This window comes from Pedococcus sp. P1_H8 (assembly GCF_056405175.1).
This window is the reverse complement of sequence record NZ_JBFUCP010000009.1, coordinates 69185-86534: the sequence shown is the minus strand read 5'-3', so window position 1 is coordinate 86534 and position 17350 is coordinate 69185. Positions and strand designations below refer to the sequence as shown.

The 17350-nt window shown below is 69.7% G+C and carries 15 protein-coding genes and 2 tRNA genes; 6 read left to right on the top strand and 11 right to left on the bottom strand.

Features of this window, described 5'->3' with window-relative positions:
- Positions 1–51: 51 nt before the first annotated feature.
- Positions 52–903 carry a 2-phospho-L-lactate guanylyltransferase gene (gene cofC, locus AC1DYG_RS14445; protein ID WP_477640564.1) on the top strand — a complete coding sequence of 284 codons (852 nt, stop codon included), beginning with the start codon at positions 52–54 and terminating at the stop codon, positions 901–903.
- Between the two features lie 14 nt (positions 904–917).
- Here cofC and murA read toward each other — a convergent pair whose 3' ends face one another.
- The 4 genes from murA to leuC all read right to left on the bottom strand — a co-directional run bounded on the left by murA (position 918) and on the right by leuC (position 5502).
- Positions 918–2234, bottom strand: coding sequence for a UDP-N-acetylglucosamine 1-carboxyvinyltransferase (gene murA / locus AC1DYG_RS14440; protein WP_477640563.1), 1317 nt, complete (start codon positions 2232–2234; stop codon positions 918–920).
- Between the two features lie 93 nt (positions 2235–2327).
- Positions 2328–3083, bottom strand: a complete 756-nt coding sequence (locus AC1DYG_RS14435) for an HU family DNA-binding protein (RefSeq protein ID WP_477640561.1) — start codon at positions 3081–3083, stop codon at positions 2328–2330.
- Between the two features lie 395 nt (positions 3084–3478).
- A complete protein-coding gene (leuD, locus tag AC1DYG_RS14430) occupies positions 3479–4072 on the bottom strand; it encodes a 3-isopropylmalate dehydratase small subunit (RefSeq protein ID WP_477615521.1) in 594 nt (197 codons plus the stop codon).
- Positions 4072–5502: a 3-isopropylmalate dehydratase large subunit gene (gene leuC / locus AC1DYG_RS14425; protein WP_477640560.1), complete on the bottom strand. Its 1431-nt coding sequence runs from the start codon at positions 5500–5502 to the stop codon at positions 4072–4074. The genes leuD and leuC overlap by 1 nt, the downstream gene beginning before the upstream one ends.
- A 156-nt stretch (positions 5503–5658) precedes the next feature.
- On the opposite strand from leuC, the gene AC1DYG_RS14420 reads away from it, so the two are divergent.
- Positions 5659–6402, top strand: a complete 744-nt coding sequence (locus AC1DYG_RS14420) for an IclR family transcriptional regulator (protein ID WP_056922488.1) — start codon at positions 5659–5661, stop codon at positions 6400–6402.
- Positions 6403–6730: 328 nt separating this feature from the next.
- Here AC1DYG_RS14420 and AC1DYG_RS14415 read toward each other — a convergent pair.
- The 5 genes from AC1DYG_RS14415 to AC1DYG_RS14395 all read right to left on the bottom strand — a co-directional run bounded on the left by AC1DYG_RS14415 (position 6731) and on the right by AC1DYG_RS14395 (position 10479).
- Positions 6731–6806, bottom strand: a tRNA-Glu gene (locus tag AC1DYG_RS14415).
- Positions 6807–6913: 107 nt separating this feature from the next.
- Positions 6914–6985: transfer RNA gene (locus AC1DYG_RS14410), tRNA-Gln, on the bottom strand.
- A 102-nt stretch (positions 6986–7087) separates the two neighbouring features.
- The gene (gene gltX / locus AC1DYG_RS14405) at positions 7088–8611 is read right to left on the bottom strand and encodes a glutamate--tRNA ligase (protein ID WP_477640559.1); all 1524 of its coding nucleotides are present in this window, start codon (positions 8609–8611) and stop codon (positions 7088–7090) included.
- Between the two features lie 72 nt (positions 8612–8683).
- On the bottom strand, positions 8684–9460 hold the full coding sequence (locus AC1DYG_RS14400) for a fumarylacetoacetate hydrolase family protein (RefSeq protein ID WP_477640558.1): 777 nt from the start codon (positions 9458–9460) through the stop codon (positions 8684–8686).
- Between the two features lie 65 nt (positions 9461–9525).
- On the bottom strand, positions 9526–10479 hold the full coding sequence (locus AC1DYG_RS14395; protein ID WP_477640557.1) for a GlxA family transcriptional regulator: 954 nt from the start codon (positions 10477–10479) through the stop codon (positions 9526–9528).
- Positions 10480–10562: 83 nt separating this feature from the next.
- Here AC1DYG_RS14395 and AC1DYG_RS14390 point away from each other — a divergent pair, with 83 nt between their 5' ends.
- Positions 10563–10739 (top strand): hypothetical protein, encoded by a 177-nt coding sequence (locus AC1DYG_RS14390; protein ID WP_477640556.1) that lies wholly within the window; start codon positions 10563–10565, stop codon positions 10737–10739.
- A gap of 34 nt (positions 10740–10773) precedes the next feature.
- Positions 10774–11760, top strand: a complete 987-nt coding sequence (locus AC1DYG_RS14385) for a 3-methyladenine DNA glycosylase (protein ID WP_477640555.1) — start codon at positions 10774–10776, stop codon at positions 11758–11760.
- Here the strand turns inward: AC1DYG_RS14385 and AC1DYG_RS14380 are convergent.
- Positions 11643–12461 (bottom strand): PadR family transcriptional regulator, encoded by an 819-nt coding sequence (locus AC1DYG_RS14380; protein WP_477640554.1) that lies wholly within the window; start codon positions 12459–12461, stop codon positions 11643–11645. The two genes, AC1DYG_RS14385 and AC1DYG_RS14380, sit on opposite strands and share 118 nt — an antisense overlap.
- Before the next feature lie 244 nt (positions 12462–12705).
- On the opposite strand from AC1DYG_RS14380, the gene argG reads away from it, so the two are divergent.
- Together argG and AC1DYG_RS14370 are read left to right on the top strand one after the other, a co-directional pair.
- Positions 12706–14124 carry an argininosuccinate synthase gene (gene argG / locus AC1DYG_RS14375; protein WP_477640553.1) on the top strand — a complete coding sequence of 473 codons (1419 nt, stop codon included), beginning with the start codon at positions 12706–12708 and terminating at the stop codon, positions 14122–14124.
- A gap of 88 nt (positions 14125–14212) precedes the next feature.
- Positions 14213–14869 (top strand): RNA polymerase sigma factor, encoded by a 657-nt coding sequence (locus AC1DYG_RS14370; protein WP_477640552.1) that lies wholly within the window; start codon positions 14213–14215, stop codon positions 14867–14869.
- Here AC1DYG_RS14370 and AC1DYG_RS14365 read toward each other — a convergent pair.
- A complete protein-coding gene (locus AC1DYG_RS14365; RefSeq protein ID WP_477640551.1) occupies positions 14861–17149 on the bottom strand; it encodes a putative bifunctional diguanylate cyclase/phosphodiesterase in 2289 nt (762 codons plus the stop codon). The genes AC1DYG_RS14370 and AC1DYG_RS14365 overlap by 9 nt on opposite strands.
- Between the last annotated feature and the right edge of the window lie 201 nt (positions 17150–17350).

The window sequence follows — 17350 nt, the reverse complement described above, 5'->3', positions numbered from 1 at the left end:
CTCCCGGGGTCGGTGTCGAGCAACCGCGCCAGCACTGCGACGATCGTCCCAATGACCTCCTTTCCCGACTGGCACCTGGTCGTCCCCGTCAAGGGCGGCGCCACCGCCAAGTCACGGCTGCACCCCCCGGCGGGCGTCGACCGCGAAGAGCTGGCCCTGGCCCTGGCCACCGACTGCCTCACCGCCTGCTGCGCCGGTATGCCGCCCGGCCGGGTCGTCGTCGTGACCTCCGACGAGCGCGTGGCCCAGATGGCCACGGGCCTGGGTGCGCGCGTCATCGCCGACCCCGCAGCGGGCCTCAACGCGGCTGCCGCGGCTGGGCGGGACTTCGTCGCGGGACCCGACAGGCCTGTGGCGGTGCTGCTCGGCGACCTGCCCGCGCTCCGCGCGGCGGACCTGACGACGGCCCTGGGCGCCGCAGCGGCATACCCGCGTGCGGTGGTGCCCGATGCGGACGGCGGGGGCACCGTGCTGCTCACGGCCCTGGTCGGTGCGGAACTCGTGCCCGCGTTCGGCCCGGGCTCCGCGCGCAGGCACCAGGACGCCGGGCACCACCTCCTGGAGCTCGACCTGCCGCACCTTCGGACGGACGTCGATGACGACGCGAGCCTGCAGGCGGCGTTGGCGCTGGGGGTGGGGCCGGCCACCCGACGCACCCTCGGCGCGACGCCGACTACGCTGCCGCCCATGCAGGCGAGCGTGCACACCTTCGACGAAATCACCGGTGCGGGGTCCGCGCTGCTCGACGACGGACGCGAGGTGACCTTCACGGGCGAGGTGTTCGCGGCCAGCGCGCTGCGCCACCTGCGCGTCGGCCAGCGGCTCAGCCTGGACCTCGGTGCCGGCATCCAGATCAGCAAGCTGTGGATCGTCGGGATCGGCGACGACCAGCGGATCGGCTGAGCTCCGCCCAGCGCTCAGCCGACCTCGTAGTCCGCACCCAGAGAGTTGAGCTTGTCGGAGAACCGCTCGTAGCCGCGGTAGATCAGCTCGATCCCGTGCACCTTGGACTGGCCCTCGGCGGCCAGGGCCGCGATGAGGTAGCTGAAGCCACCTCGCAGGTCGGGGACGGTGATCTCGGCGCCACGCAACGGCGTGGGCCCGGAGATGACCGCGCTGTGACGGAAGTTGGCGCGCCCGAAGCGGCACGGCGACCCACCGAGGCACTCCTTGTAGAGCTGGACGACCGCACCCATCTCCCCCAGTGCCTCCGTGAAGCCCAGGCGGTTCTCGTAGACCGTCTCGTGGACGATCGACAGCCCGCTGGTCTGGGTCAGGGCGACGACCAGCGGCTGCTGCCAGTCGGTCATGAACCCCGGGTGGACGTCGGTCTCGAGGACGAGGGAGTTGAGGGGGCCCCCTGCGTGCCAGAAGCGGATGCCCTCGTCGTCGATGTCGAAGTCGCCACCGATCTTCCGGAACACGTTGAGGAACGGCATCATCGCCTGCTGCTGGGCGCCACGGACGTAGATGTCACCCTTGGTCGCCAGCGCCGCGCACGCCCACGAACCTGCCTCGATACGGTCCGGGATGGCCAGGTGGTCGTAGCCTCCGAGGCGGTCGACCCCGTCGATCTTGATGACCCGGTCGGTCTCGACGCTGATGATCGCGCCCATCTTCTGCAGCACCGCGATGAGGTCGAGGATCTCGGGCTCGACGGCGGCGTTCCGCAGCTCGGTGACACCCTGGGCGCGCACCGCGGTCAGCAGCACCTGCTCGGTGGTGCCGACGGACGGGTAGGGCAGCTTGATGCGCGTGCCCTTGAGCCCGTTCGGGGCGGTCAGGCGCAGCCCCTCGGGCCGCTTCTGGACGTCGGCGCCGAACTGGCGCAGGACGTCGAGGTGGTAGTTGATCGGGCGCTCACCGATGCGGCAGCCACCGAGGTCGGGGATGAAGGCCTCCCCCAGCCGGTGCAGCAGCGGGCCGCACAGCAGCACCGGCACGCGGGACGAGCCCGCGTGGGCGTCGATGTCGGCGACATGGGCCTGCTCGACGTTGGTGGGGTCGAGCAGCAGCTCACCGTCACGGTCGGTGGAGTCGATCTTGACGCCATGCAGCTCCAGCAGCCCGGACACGATCTTGACGTCGGAGATCTCAGGGACCCCCCGGAGTCGGCAGGGACCCTCCGCGAGAAGCGCGGCCACCATCGCCTTGGAGACCAGGTTCTTGGCACCCCTGACCTCGAGGTCTCCGACCAGCGGTATGCCGCCATTCACGGTGAGGATGTTTGCCATGGGCCAAGTATCGCGGCAGGCGACGGAGGCCGACACCCCGAGGGGGTGCCGGCCTCCGTCGTGGGGCAGGTGGGGCTGGTGCCCCGTTTCGGACTAGGCCTTCTTGGCTGCGCGCTTGGTCGCAGCCTTCTTGGCCGGTGCCGCCTTCTTCGCGGGGGCAGCCTTCTTGGCGGGTGCCGCCTTCTTGACGACAGCCTTCTTGGCGGGCGCCGCCTTCTTGGCAGGAGCCGCCTTCTTCGCCGGGGCAGCCTTCTTGGCGGGTGCGGCCTTCTTGACGACGGCCTTCTTCGCGGGTGCCGCCTTCTTCGCGGGCGCGGCCTTCTTGGCGGGGGCCGCCTTCTTCGCGGGCGCGGCCTTCTTGACGACGGCCTTCTTGGCCGGTGCCGCCTTCTTCGCAGGCGCGGCCTTCTTGACGACGGCCTTCTTGGCCGGCGCCGCCTTCTTCGCCGGAGCGGCCTTCTTGGCGGGAGCAGCCTTCGTGGCCGGGGCGGCCTTCTTGGCGGTGCTCACCGCAGCCTTGGTCGCGGTGCCCGCGGCGGCGCGAGCGCCTGCGACGGCAGCCTTGGGCAGCGAGCGCGGGTTCTTCACGACATCCTTGAAGGCCGAGCCCGCGCGGAACTTGGGCACGACGGTCTTCTTGATCTTCACGCTGGCACCGGTGCGGGGGTTGCGACCGGTGCGCGCGGCACGGGCGGCCTGCTCGAACGTTCCAAAGCCGGTGATGGCAACGCTGCCGCCCTTGGCCACCTCGCGGATGATCACGTCCACGACGGCCGTCAGTGCATCGCTGGCTGCCTTGCGGCTGCCCAAGCGACTCTCCAGCTCCTTGATCAGTTCTGCCTTGTTCACGTCTTCCCCTCCACAGGGTTGGTGACGCCGGACCCCTTAGCCCGACGAGGGTGAGCCGCCGAGCCAATGCCCGACTTGGGTCTGACGTTAGGGCGGTTGCGCGTGCGAGTCCACCATCCCAAGCGCCCGATCTGTTGTGTCGCAACGGATTGCGGCGCACGAACAGGGCCCTCGCGGGACCGGGAACCCGGCTCAGACATCCACCACGCGCCGAGCCACGAAAATCGCTCCATGGCCAGAACCGTTGCGCATCAAGGCAATTCGCTCACCTAAGGAGAACCAACGACACCACAAGCGGACACAGGCGGCCCCCGACGCGGAGCGTCAGGGGCCGGCTTCGCGTGCCTCGGCCTGCGACTTCGGGGAATTTGCGCCTTGTCGGCGCGCCGCGCGCGTCAGGCCACTGTGGTCGAGGGCTTGTAGGCCGGTCGGCGGGCCTCGAAGTCCGTCACGTCCTGCTCGTGGCGCAGGGTGAGGCTGATGTCGTCGAGCCCTTCGAGCAGCCGCCAGCGGGTGTAGTCGTCGACCTCGAAGGGCGCGACGATGTCGCCCGCGGTGACGGTGCGCGACACCAGGTCGACCGTCACCGAGGCGCCGGGCTCGTTCTCGAGGTACTTCCAGATCAGCTCGATGTCGTCCTGGGCAACCTGGGCGGTGAGCAGCCCCTGCTTGCCGCTGTTGCCGCGGAAGATGTCAGCGAACCGCGACGACAGGACGACGCGGAAGCCGTAGTTCATCAACGCCCACACCGCGTGCTCGCGAGAGGAACCCGTCCCGAAGTCGGAGCCGGCCACGAGCACCGACCCCGCGGCATACGACGGGTTGTTGAGGATGAACGTCTCGTCCTTGCGCCACGCGGCGAACAGGCCGTCCTCGAAACCGGTGCGCGTCACCCGCTTGAGGTAGACGGCCGGGATGATCTGGTCGGTGTCGACGTTGCTGCGGCGCAACGGGACCCCGATGCCCGTGTGGGTCGTGAACGCATCCATCACTTGCTCCCCTCGGAGACGCCGGCGTCGACGAGATCGACGAGGTCCGCCGGGCTGGACAGGGTGCCGCGCAGCGCGGTGGCGGCGGCGACCAGCGGGCTCACCAGGTGGGTGCGACCACCCTTGCCCTGCCGGCCCTCGAAGTTGCGGTTGGACGTGGAGGCGCTGCGCTCACCGGGGGCGAGCTGGTCGGGGTTCATGCCCAGGCACATCGAGCAGCCGGGAAGGCGCCACTCGGCTCCGGCTGCGGTGAACACCTGGTCGAGCCCCTCCTCCTCGGCCTGCAGCCGCACCCGCGCGGAGCCGGGCACGACGAGCATCCGGACACCGTCGGCGACCTTGTGCCCCTTGACCACCTCGGCGGCCGCGCGCAGGTCCTCGATCCGGCCGTTGGTGCAGGAGCCGACGAAGACCGTGTCGACCCGGATCTCGCGCAGCGGGGTGCCGGCCGTCAGGCCCATGTAGTCGAGGGCGTGCTGGGCCGCTGCCTTCTCGTTGTCGTCGCCCATGGTCTCGGGGTCGGGCACGGACTCGCCGAGCGGCAGACCCTGACCGGGGTTGGTCCCCCACGTGACGAACGGCGTCAGGGTGTTGGCGTCGAGCTCGACCTCTTCGTCGAAGACGGCGTCGTCCTCGGTGCGCAGGAGTTTCCAGGCCTCGACGGCCTCGTCCCAGTCGGCACCCTGGGGTGCGTTCTCGCGACCCTCGAGGTAGTCGAACGTCGTCTGGTCGGGCGCGATCATGCCGGCGCGGGCGCCCGCCTCGATCGACATGTTGCACACCGTCATCCGGGCCTCCATCGACAGAGCCCGGATGGCGCTTCCGCGGTACTCCAGGACGTAGCCCTGGCCCCCGCCGGTGCCGATCTTGGCGATGACGGCCAGGGTGATGTCCTTGGCGGTCACGCCGGGCTGGAGCTCGCCCTCGACGTTGATGGCCATGGTCTTGAACGGCTTGAGCGGCAGGGTCTGGGTGGCGAGGACGTGCTCGACCTCGGACGTGCCGATGCCGAAGGCCAGGGCGCCGAACGCGCCGTGGGTCGACGTGTGCGAGTCGCCACAGACGATCGTCATGCCCGGCTGGGTCAGCCCGCGCTGGGGGCCGACCACGTGGACGATCCCCTGCTCGGCGTGGCCCATCGGGAACAGCCGGACGCCGAACTCCTCGCAGTTGCGCCGCAACGTGTCGACCTGGGTCTTGCTCACGAGGTCGGTGATCGGGCCGGGCGTCGTCGGGACGTTGTGGTCCTCGGTGGCCAGGGTGAGATCGGGGCGGCGGACGGTGCGTCCAGCCAGTCGCAGGCCGTCGAAGGCCTGGGGCGAGGTGACTTCGTGGATGAGGTGGAGATCGATGTAGAGCAGGTCCGGCTCGCCCTCGGCGCGCCGGACAACATGCGCATCCCAGACCTTCTCGGCCAGCGTTCCTGACACGTCTGCACCCTTCTGTTCTCAATACGGCCTTCGTCACGTCTTGCGCAGGTCTCGCCGCGCCCTTCGTGAGCACGGCGACGTGCTGCAATCCGAGGTTCGCACGCAGGACACGCCCACGGATTTGCGTCTCAGCGAATGAGACGTCAATATCAAGCCATGGACACAACCAGTGGAGTCGGCGTTCTCGACAAGGCAGCCATCGTCCTGGGCGCCCTCGAGGCCGGGCCGTCGACCCTCGCTCAGCTCGTCACCGCGACCGGCCTGGCTCGCCCCACCGCCCACCGGCTCGCCGTGGCGCTCGAGCACCACCGCCTGGTCACGCGCGACCTGCAGGGTCGGTTCGTGCTGGGTCCGAGGCTCGCCGAGCTCGCCGCTGCCGCCGGTGAGGACCGCCTGCTCGCCGCAGCGGGCCCCGTGCTCGGCGCCTTGCGCGACCACACCAACGAGAGCGCCCAGCTGTTCCGCCGCCAGGGCGACCACCGCATCTGCGTGTCGGCAGCCGAGCGCCCGGTCGGCCTGCGCGACTCGATCCCGATCGGCGCGACCCTGTCGATGCTTGCCGGCTCGGCCGCCCAGGTGCTGCTGGCCTGGGAGGAGCCCGACCGCCTGCACCGTGGGCTGCACGGGGCGAAGTTCACTGCGACGACCCTCTCCGGCGTGCGTCGCCGCGGCTGGGCCCAGAGCGTCGGCGAACGCGAGGCCGGCGTCGCGTCGGTCTCCGCGCCCGTCCGCGGACCCTCCGGTCGCGTCGTCGCTGCGGTGTCGATCTCGGGCCCGATCGAGCGGCTGTCGCGCCAGCCGGGTCGGCTGCACGCGGCCACGGTGATCGCCGGCGCCAACAAGCTCACCGAGGTGCTCGCGAGGCACCACGCCCAGCAGCAGCAGCAGAACCACGCCTGACGCCCGCCCAGTCCCACCCAACCCCTGACTACGCGAACCCCACCACGAGCGCGAGGTATGCCGCGCGGCTGAGCCAGCCGCGCGGCATACCCATCGCCCCCAAGGCGGACTTGTTGCTCCCTGGTGGTCACCGACGACCGAAAAGGGGGGCTCAGTGACGATCTGCGCGCAACAAGTCACCGCGCCGGCGGACTTGTTGCTCCCTGGTGGTCACCGACGACCGAAAAGGGGGCCTCAGTGACGATCTGCGCGCAACAAGTCACCGCGCCGGGGTCGCGGACGCAGTCGGAAATGAGAGAAGCCTCCGTCCGTGGACGGAGGCTTCTACTGGTAGCCCCGACGGGATTCGAACCCGCGCTACCGCCTTGAGAGGGCGGCGTGCTAGGCCGCTACACAACGGGGCCCTAGCGTGTTGCCCGCGCACTGTGCAGTGGCGGGCAGCGGAGAGAACCATACCGGCAGGCAGTGGATTTCTCCGAATCGGCGTGTGCCACAAGGGCTTGCGCCTGAGCTGGGGTACCAGGACTCGAACCTAGAATGACGGTACCAGAAACCGTAGTGTTGCCAATTACACCATACCCCAAGGGGGTATCACTTCCAGCGCGCCCGAAGGCCTTCATGGGAGTGAACCGAGACGCGATACTACCGGCCCGTCGGTGAGGTTCCCAAATCGGCTCCCCCAGCCTCAGGCGAGCTCGTCGTGCAGGCGGTGCAGGCGTGCCAGGGTCGAGGTCTTGCCGAGGATCTCCATCGACTCGAACAGCGGTGGGCTGATCCGCTGGCCGGACACGGCGGTGCGCAACGGGCCGAAGGCGAACTTGGGCTTGATGCCCATCCCCTCGACGATCGCCGAGCGCAGCGCCGCCTCGATGGTGGCGGCCTTCCAGCCACGCTCAGAGCCGAGCACGCCGGAGCGACTGTCGTCGATGTCCTCGACGGCCTTGATCGCCGCTGCGAGCACCTCGCCCGAGTCGTCCTTGAGCTGGGCGCGCGCGTCGTCGGCGATCTCGAGGGCGTCGTCGGCGGTGTAGAAGGGCGCCACCAGCGCGCTTGCCTCGGACAGCAGGGCCATCCTGGTCTGGATGAGCTCGGTGACCTTCTCGAGGCGGGCGAGCTCGCCCAGGCTGGGGTTGCCCGACAGCACGCCGTCCCGCTCGAGGTAGGGCAGCAGCCGGGAGGCGAGCTCACCGGTGCCCAGCTCGCGGATGTAGACACCGTTGAGCCACTCGAGCTTCTTGAGGTCGAAGATGGGTCCGACCGGGTTGACCTTGCCCCAGTCGAAGTCGGCGCTGAACTCCTCGAACGTGAAGACTTCCACGTCCTCGCCGTCCGGCCCGGTCTTCGGCGGATAGGCAAGCAGCGCAAGGAAGTTCACGAGGGCCTCGGGCAGGTAGCCCTGTTCCTTGAACCACGTCAGCCGGGCGGCCGGGTTCTTGCGCTTGGAGATCTTGGACTTGTCGGTGTTGCGCAGCAACGGCATGTGGGCGAAGGCCGGCGGCTCCAGCCCCAGCCACTGGTAGAGCAGGACGTGCTTGGGGGTGCTCGAGATCCACTCCTCGCCACGCACGACGTGGGTGATGCCCATCTCGTGGTCGTCCACGACGACGGCGAGGTGGTAGGTCGGGAACCCGTCGGCCTTGAGGATGACCTGGTCGTCCGGGCGGGGCGCCGAGACCCGGCCGCGGATGAGGTCGTCGAACTGCAGGGGGGCATCGTCGGGGATGAGCATGCGGACGACAGGGGTCTCGGAGAAGCCCGGCAGCTCGGCCCGCTCGTCGCGCGTCTTGCCGACGCAGAGCCGGTCGTAGCCGGTGGGCTGCTTGAGCTTCTGCTGCATCTCGCGCATCTGCGTCAGTCGTTCTGTCGAACACCAGCAGTGGTAGGCCTTGCCCTCCTCCAGCAGCCGCTCGACGTAGGGCCGGTAGGTGTCCAGCCGCTCGCTCTGGCGGTAGGGCGCAAACGGGCCGCCCACGTCCGGGCCTTCGTCCCACCGCAGGCCGAGCCAGTGCAACGTGTCGAACACCTGCTGCTCGCTGTCCGCCTGGAACCGCGCCCGGTCGGTGTCCTCGATACGCAGCACGAACGAACCGCCCTGCTGGCGGGCGAAGGCGAGGTTGAACAGCGACATGTACGCCGTGCCCACGTGCGGGTCGCCGGTGGGCGACGGCGCGACGCGGAGGCGGGGTGCGGTGGCGGGCTTCTCAGTCATGGTGCCCCGATTCTAGGGACCACCCACGGACCGGACGTATGCCGCGTGGCCGGCCAGGCGGCATACCTCGCCTCAGCGGCGCACGAAGGTGTTGCTGAGCGTGCCGATGCCCTCGATCTCGACGTCCACGCGCTGGCCGGCCTCCACGAGGCCGACGCCGGCCGGGGTGCCGGTCAGGATGACGTCCCCCGGCAGGAGCGTGAAGGCCGAGCTGACGTAGGAGACGAGGGTCTCGACGTCGAAGATCATGTCCGCGGTGCTGCCGTCCTGGCGGGTCTGGCCGTCGAGTCGGGTCTGAATCCGCAGGTTGCTGACGTCGAGCTCGGTGCTGATCCAGGGACCGAGCGGTGTGGAGGTGTCGAACCCCTTGGCCCGGGCCCACTGTCCGTCGCCGCGCTGCCAGTCGCGGGCTGTGACGTCGTTGGCGCAGGTGTAGCCGTAGACGACCTCCTTGACTCGCTCCCGAGGCACGTCCTTGGCGATCCGGCCGATGACGATCGCGAGCTCGCCCTCGTAGGAGATCTCCTGCGCCCCTGCGGGCATCACGATCGGGTCGCCCGGGCCGACGACGGCCGTGTTGGGCACGAGGAACATGAGTGGCTGTGCAGGCGGCTCGCCCCCCATCTCCTTGGCGTGGTCGGCGTAGTTGCGACCGATCCCGATCACCTTGCTGCGGGGGATGACGGGCGCCAGCAGCCTGGCATCGGCCAGGGCCACCTGCTCGCCGGTGAGCACCAGGGGCTGGTACAGCGGGTCGCCCTGGACCTGGGCGATGAACTCGCGCCCCGGCTCCCCCTCGACGATGCCGTAGGCCGGGTCCTCACCTGTCGTGTATCTCGCGATGCGCACCGGACGAGCCTATCGGGGGGCCATCGGGTCGGCCGAGGGCGCGGTTCGTCGCCGCCCACCGTCCCTCAGCGGGCCGAGAACTCGCGGCGGTAGCGCTGCGGCGAGGTGCCCACCACCGTCTGGAAGTGGGTGCGCAGCAGGGCCGCCGAACCGAAGCCGCTGTGGGCGGCCACCGACTCGACGGGCAGGTCGGTCGACTCGAGCAGCTCGCGGGCCCGCAGCACCCGCTGCTGGACGATCCACTTGTGCGGTGTCGTGCCCGTCTCGGCGACGAACCGGCGCGCGAAGGTCCGCTCCGACATCATCGCCAGCCGCGCGAGGTCGGGGACGGTGTGCGGTGCGTCGAGGTTCTCGGTGACGTGGTTGAGCACGGGCTGGATGCTCTCGCAGTCGGTCTCGGGCAGCGGCGCCTCGACGTACTGGCGCTGACCACCGTCGCGCTGGGGCGGCACCACCATCCGGCGGGCGATCCGCGTCGCCACGGTCGAGCCGAGCTCGCGACGCACGAGGTGCAGGCACGCGTCGATGCCGGCCGCCGTGCCGGCTCCCGTGATGATCGACCCCTCGTCGATGAACAACACGTCCATCGACACGGTGGTGCGGGGGAACCGCCGGGCGAACTGCTCCGCGTAGCGCCAGTGCGTCACTGCGGTCAGGCCGTCGAGCAGCCCGGTCTCGCCCAGGATGAACGCCCCGGTGCAGATCGACAGGATCGTCGCCCCCTGCCGGTGGGCCTCGCGGATCGTCTCGAGCAGCTCGGCCGGGTACTCGTCGCGGATGCCACCGGCGGGGATGACCACGAGGTCGGCGCCGATCGCGTCGGCCCAGGTGTGCGTGGGGATGAACTGGCCGCCACTGGTCGTGCCGACGGGCTCGCCGGCCCGCTCACCACACGTGATGAACGTGAACGGCGGGACCCCGTCGTCGGTGCGGTCGATCCCGAAGACCTCGCAGGCGAGGGACATCTCGAACATGGCCATCGGGTTGGTCGCGATGGCGGCGATGCTGCGCAGTGCCATGGACAGCAGTATGGCAGAAAAGTTGCTGCGCGCGTCAGTTCTGCCACTCGTGGCTAATTTAGATCGGGCGCATGATTACAGACATGACCATCATCCTGCTCCTGGCATTCGTCACTGCGCTGGTCTTCGCCGTCGAGCGACACCACCGCCGCACCTGGTCGCTCCCGCACGCACCGCACGGAGCCGACTCCACCATCGCCTTCATCGACCTCGACCACGACTGGGACCGCGTCCTGCACGACGCCGAGGCTCGCGCCTGAGGACTGCCCCACCCATCCGGATATCCTGCACACGATGGATATCCGGGTGCTGGCGCATGAGGCGTGGGAGGCCCTCGAGGCCCAGCACGCCGACCGCGTCGACGCTGCCACCTCGAGTCATCGGGAGCGTCGCCAGAGCGGCATCGCCCACCCGGTGGAGGACTTCCTCTTCACCTACTACCCGTTCAAGCCGTCGCAGCTGCGGCGCTGGCACCCCGGTCCGGGCGTGGTCCTCGAGGGCGCGGCGGACCTCGGCCGTGGGGCGTGGCGGTTCTACCGCGACGTGGGCGCCGGCACCCAGCTGGACGCCGCGGCATACCTCGGATCACGGGGCGACACGGTCGAGTTCGTCCGTCGCCTGGTGACGGCGACGCACGCGCGGCCGGCACAGCTCGGCTGCTTCGGGCTGCACGAGTGGGCGATGGTCTACCGGCTGCCCGCCGACGAGGTCCGCCACGCAGCCTGGCCGCTGCGGCTCGGCGCGAAGGGCACCGACGAGGTCGTGGACGGCCTGCAGATCCGGTGCACCCACTACGACGCGTTCCGGTTCTACACGCCTCCAGCGCGATCGCTGAACCTGCTTCAACCGACGCGCGAGGCCCAGGTGGCGCTCGAGCAACCAGGCTGCCTCCACGCCGGCATGGATCTCTACAAGTGGTGTATGAAGCTCGCGCCCGCCATCGCGAGCTCGCTGGTGATGGACTGCTTCGACCTCGCCCGCGAGATCCGCGAGCTCGACATGCGCGCCTCGCCCTACGACCTGAGCGCCCTCGGCTATGTCGCGGTTGCCATCGAGACACCGCAAGGCCGAGCGGAGTATGCCGCGGCGCAGCGCGACTTCGCCACGCGCGGCCAGCGCCTGCGGGAGCGACTCCTGGAGGCCCTGGACGCGATCGGTGGGGACTACTCGGCGGACTCGCTCGAGTCGGCCGAGGCGCCCGAGTCGGTGGGGGCGTCGACTGGAGCGTCGACGGGGGTGCTGTCCACGCTGCCCGTCTCGTCCTCCGCGAGGATGCGGTAGAGCGAACGGCGGGCGTCGGCAAGCACCTGTTGTGCGGCGTCGAGCTGGGCCGGCTGGCCCGCGACGACGACCTGTTCGACGGCGACCACGAGCTGGCCGATCTCACGGCGCATCTCGCGGAAGCCGCGACGCGGAGTGGTCGCGTCGACGAAGGCCTGCGCGAGCTCGTCGCCATGGCCCTCGGCGTACGCGCGGCCGTCGTCGGTCAGGGCGAAGACCTTGCGACGGGGGTCGTCGTCGGACTCGTCCGGAGCGATCAGGCCTTCCTCGTCGAGGACGCGCAGGGCGGGGTACACCGAGCCGGGGCCGGGCTGCCACGAGCCGTCGGAGCGTTCGGCGATGGCGGTGATGATGCCGTAGCCGTTCATCGGCTCCTCGGCGAGGAGGGCGAGGATCGCGCGACGGACGTCACCGCGGCGACCGCGCCGGGGTCCGCGACCCCCGCCACGAGGACCGCGGCCCTCGCCGAGACCGGCGCCCGGTCCGAAGCCGGCGCCGGGTCCGAAACCGGCACCCGGACCGAAGCCGGCGAACTCACCGCGCCCACGGCGCGGTCCCCCGTGGTGTCCGTGCCCGGGATGACCGGGCTGGCCCTCCGGACCGCGGTTGCGACCGGGCTGGGCGTCGATGGACCGGCCTCGGCCGGAGTTGCTCCCTCGACGGGGGTGGGACGTCTGGATGTTCAGATTCATGCGATTCATGGGTTCTCTCCTACGAATGTGGTGTGTGCGGGGCCGTCGCCCTGGTCGGGCGGCTCTCTCTCGCACAGTCGACAGTGTGTCGTCGATATATCGAATGATGCACTCATCGATATATCGATGTCAAGTCCCCTCGCTACTTCCCGCAACCTGAGCACCCCAGAGGGCGCCCAGGTTGCGAGCAGGGGGCGGGCCACGGAGCGGACCCGTGCGCGCCGTGCCGAGGCGGCCCGTAGGCTGACCTACCGTGTCGAAAGTTCTGACTTCCCTGCCTGTTGGTGAGCGTGTCGGGATCGCCTTCTCCGGTGGTCTGGACACCTCTGTCGCCGTTGCCTGGATGCGGGAGAAGGGGGCGATCCCCTGCACCTACACTGCGAATCTCGGCCAGTACGACGAGCCCGAGATCGACACGGTCCCCGACCGCGCCGGCCAGTACGGCGCCGACCTCGCGCGCCTGGTCGACTGCCGGCCCGCGCTTGTCGAGGAGGGCCTGTCCGCCATCGCGTGCGGCGCCTTCCACATCCGCAGCGGCGGCAAGACCTACTTCAACACCACTCCCCTGGGCCGCGTCGTCACCGGGACGCTGTTGGTGCGTGCCATGAAGGACGACAGTGTGGACATCTGGGGCGACGGCTCCACCTTCAAGGGCAACGACATCGAGCGGTTCTACCGCTACGGCCTGCTCGCAAACCCGGCCCTGCGCATCTACAAGCCGTGGCTCGACGCCGACTTCGTCACCGAGCTCGGCGGACGCAAGGAGATGTCGGAGTGGCTGCAGGCCCGCGACCTGCCCTACCGGTCGAGCACCGAGAAGGCGTACTCCACCGACGCCAACATCTGGGGCGCCACCCACGAGGCCAAGACGCTCGAGTTCCTCAACGAGAGCATGGAGATCGTCGAGCCCATCATGGGCGTCGCGTTCTGGGACGAGTCGGTCGCGATCGCCACCGAGGACGTCACCGTGAGGTTCGAGCAGGGTCGCCCGGTCGCCATCAACGGCCAGACCTTCCCTGACGCCGTGGCCCTGGTCGACGAGGCCAACAAGGTCGGCGGACGCCACGGCCTGGGCATGTCCGACCAGATCGAGAACCGCATCATCGAGGCCAAGAGCCGCGGCATCTACGAAGCTCCCGGCCTGGCGCTGTTGTGGATCACCTACGAGCGACTGCTCAACGCGATCCACAACGAGGACACCATCGCCAACTACCACGCCGAGGGCCGTCGCCTCGGTCGGCTGCTCTACGAAGGGCGCTGGCTCGACCCGCAGTCGCTCATGCTGCGCGAGTCCCTCCAGCGCTGGGTCGCCTCGGTCGTCACGGGTGAGGTCACCGTCCGCCTGCGCCGGGGCGACGACTACTCGATCGTCAACACGACCGGCCCCGCCTTCAGCTACCACCCGGAGAAGCTCTCGATGGAGCGCACCGAGGGTGCCGCCTTCGGCCCCGTCGACCGCATCGGCCAGCTGACCATGCGCAACCTCGACATCGCCGACTCCCGGGCCAAGCTCGAGCTTTATGCCGCGCAGGGCCAGCTCGTCGCCCGTCACCAGGACCTCGTGGGAGACCTCGAGCCCGGCGGCGCCAAGGCGATCTCCTCCAACCCGCGCGCCCAGGCTGCCGACGACGACGCCCTGGACCGTGCGGCGATGGAGTCCGGCACCGACTGACCCCGGCCGAGGTGGCGCCTCGCTGATCCTGCACTGCCGGGTCGATGTGACCCGCGTCACAGAATGATCGCTCCCGCGTCTCGTAGGCATGGAGGGAATCCAAGCTGCGGCGGGTGGAGCCGAGCCCCAGCGGCCGGCGGACCCGGCGGACCAGTACGACCTTGCCGTCGAGGAGGACCTCGCGCTCCTCGCAGCCGTTCGCCGTGGTGACATGGCCGCGATGTCTGCCCTCTACGGTCGCCACTACACCGCGGCCCTGCGCACGGCTCGAGGCGTCGGCGGCGCCGGTTTGGCCGACGACCTCGTGAGCGATGCCTTCACGAAGGTCTTCACGGCGATCCTGCACGGCTCCGGTCCGGACCGCTTGTTGCGGCCCTACCTCGCGACCACCATCCGCAACCTCTACGTCGACCGGATCCGCAAGGAGGCCAAGGAACTCCTCGTGGGCAACGCCGAGATCCTCGACCGACTCCAGCCCGACGAGTCCGACTCGTACCTCGAGGAGAGCCTCGTGGTCGACGTCCTGTCCACCCTGCCACCCCGATGGCGCGAGATCCTCTGGCGCACGATCATCATGGGCGAGCCGCTGTCCGTCGCCGGAGCGAAGATGGGCCTCAACGCCAATGCCGCTGCGGCCCTGAACTTCCGCGCCCGCGGTGGTCTTCGCACCGCCTACCTCGCCCGCAGGTCGGCGGAGGACGACGAGGGCCAGGCCGGCCGGGGTCGGGCCACCGGCTCAGCCTGACCGCGACGGTCCGCCCCAGCGGTCCGACTCCTCGGAGGTCTCGGGCGGCAGGCCCACGAGTCGCAGGTGACGGGCGACCTCCGGCGCCGGCGTGGCCATGAAGTAGCCCTGGGCCAGGTCGAACCCGAGACTGCGCACCAGGCCCAGCTGGGCCTGGTCCTCGACCCCCTCCGCGAGGACCTGGGCCCCCAGCGCAGAGCCGATGTCGACCGCCGACTTCATGATCGCGTGGGCGACCTCCCTCGAGCGTCGCGAGGTGGCGTTGAGCTCGGTCGCGAAGGCGCGGTCGACCTTGAGCACGTCGACGGGCATGCGCTGGAGACGTGCCAGCGAGGAGTATCCGACGCCGAAGTCGTCGATGGCGATACGCACGCCGAGCTGTTGGACCTCGCGGAGCAGGGACTCCGACTCCGGCGTGGCTGCGGCCGTCTCGGTGACCTCGAGCTCGAGACGGCGCGGGTCGGCACCGAACTCCTTGAGGGACCCCTCGAGGTGATCGAGGAAGGCGGGTGCTGCGAGCTCGGCCTGAGACACGTTGAACGCCAACCGGACCTCGCCCTCGAGCGCGGCCAGCCTGCGGCACGCCTGCCCGAGCATGAGAGCCCCGATAGGCACGAGCAGGCCGGACTCCTCCGCCACCTCGAGGAACTCCGCCGGCACCAGCAGCCCGCGGGTCGGATGCTGCCACCTCAGCAGCGCCTCGGTCGCGACAACCTTGCCGGTGCCGAGGTCGTGCTGCGGCTGGTAGTAGAAGAGGAACTCCTCTCGCTGGATGGCCAGGTGGAGATCGGCGACCAGCGCCGCTCGCTCCCGGGCACGGATGCTCATGGACGAGGTGAACGCGCTCATCCGTCCGACGCCCGCAGCCTTGGCGGCATACAGGGCGAGGTCGGCCATCCCGACGAGCTGATCGGCAGGGATGCTGCGCGGCCAGGCATGGGCGCAGCCGACGCTGGCACTCACGTGGAGCCTGTTGCCCCGCACGCTGAAGGGCTCGCCGAACACCTCTTGGTAGGGCGCGAAGAGCAGCTCCGGGAACTCCGGGGGGGTTGCTGGTCGGGTCACGACGGCGAACTCGTCGCCACCGAGACGTGCCACGAAGTCGGTCTCGTCGTGCGCCTCCAGGCGCCTGGCGACCTGAGCCAGCAGCTCGTCGCCGACGGAGTGACCCAAGGTGTCGTTGATGGCCTTGAAGTTGTCGAGGTCGAAGATCGCGAGGTGGACCTCACCGCCGCCCGGTTCGCCGTCGAGCACGGTGTCGAGGCTGTCCTGGAACAGCCGGCGGTTGGCGAGCGCCGTCAATGGGTCGGTCTGGGCGAGCCGCACCATCTCGAGGCCGTGGATGTGGGCCTGGGTGGCGTCGGCACCCACACCCCGCCAGCCGACGACCGTCCCGTCCGCCGCCTTCCTCGGCTTGGCGGAGATCGACCACCAGCGCTCCACCCCGTCCACGTGCACCGGTAGCAGGTGGTCGCGGATTCCGACGCCCCTGTCCATCGCCTCGAGAAGGCCTTCGAGCGACTGCTGGCCCTGCTCCGACGGATCGGTGACCCGACCGAGCAGCTCCACCAGGCTGAGACCCCGGAGCGCCCCCATGGTGAACCCCGAGACCTCCGCCAGGCGCTCGGATGCCCGGGTGAGGGCTCCCCCCGAGTCTGTCTCCCACAGCCAGTCGCGAGAGCCGTCCTCGAAGTCGTCGAGGAGGATCTCGACGAAGTGCTGTGCCCGCCGGGCGCTGATCTCGGCCATCGACCGCTGTTCGTACGAGTCGGCCAGGTAGGCGACGCCCGCGATGAGGACAGCGCCGTAGACGACCAGCTGGGTCATCACCACATCGAAGGCCGTCTGGTCCAAAGACAGGACGACCGCTGCGGCGCCGCCCACGTGCAGGATGACCCACCAGACACCGGTCGACCGGACCGTCGAGAGCGAGACTGCACCGGCCCCAAGGATCCCCGCGAAGGTGGCCACCAGGACCACTTGGCGGCCTGGGTCGATCCTGGGGAGCAGGTAGGTCAGGAAGGTCGAGTTGACCAGGGCGTGGAGGACGATCTCCACCACGGTCGTCCGCAGGTAGAGGCGGCTGCGGTCGACTCCTCGCTCGCGACGGAGAGTGCGTTCGCCGGGCCAGAACCACACGACGGGGCGGATGGCCGAGGTCAGCAGGGCCAGCCCCATCCACACCAGGCCGAAGACCCGATGGGCAGGCCCCGCCACGTAGACCGCCATCACGACGACGCTGAACGCGTTGGCCAGGTCCGCGCTGGGCGCGACGCGCATCCCTGCGTATATCTGACGGCGGAAAAGCTCAGGATCAACCCCTTGGGTGGAGGCGACCTCCACACCGCTCACAGTCGTCCGCCCTTCAGTGCTCGTCCACTACGACAGGTGTCCACACATTCAGACGCGGCAACGGTCCGGTCCATTACGCCGCCCGGCGAAATTCGTCGGGAAGGTATTTCGAGCCGTCGCGCGCCGGCG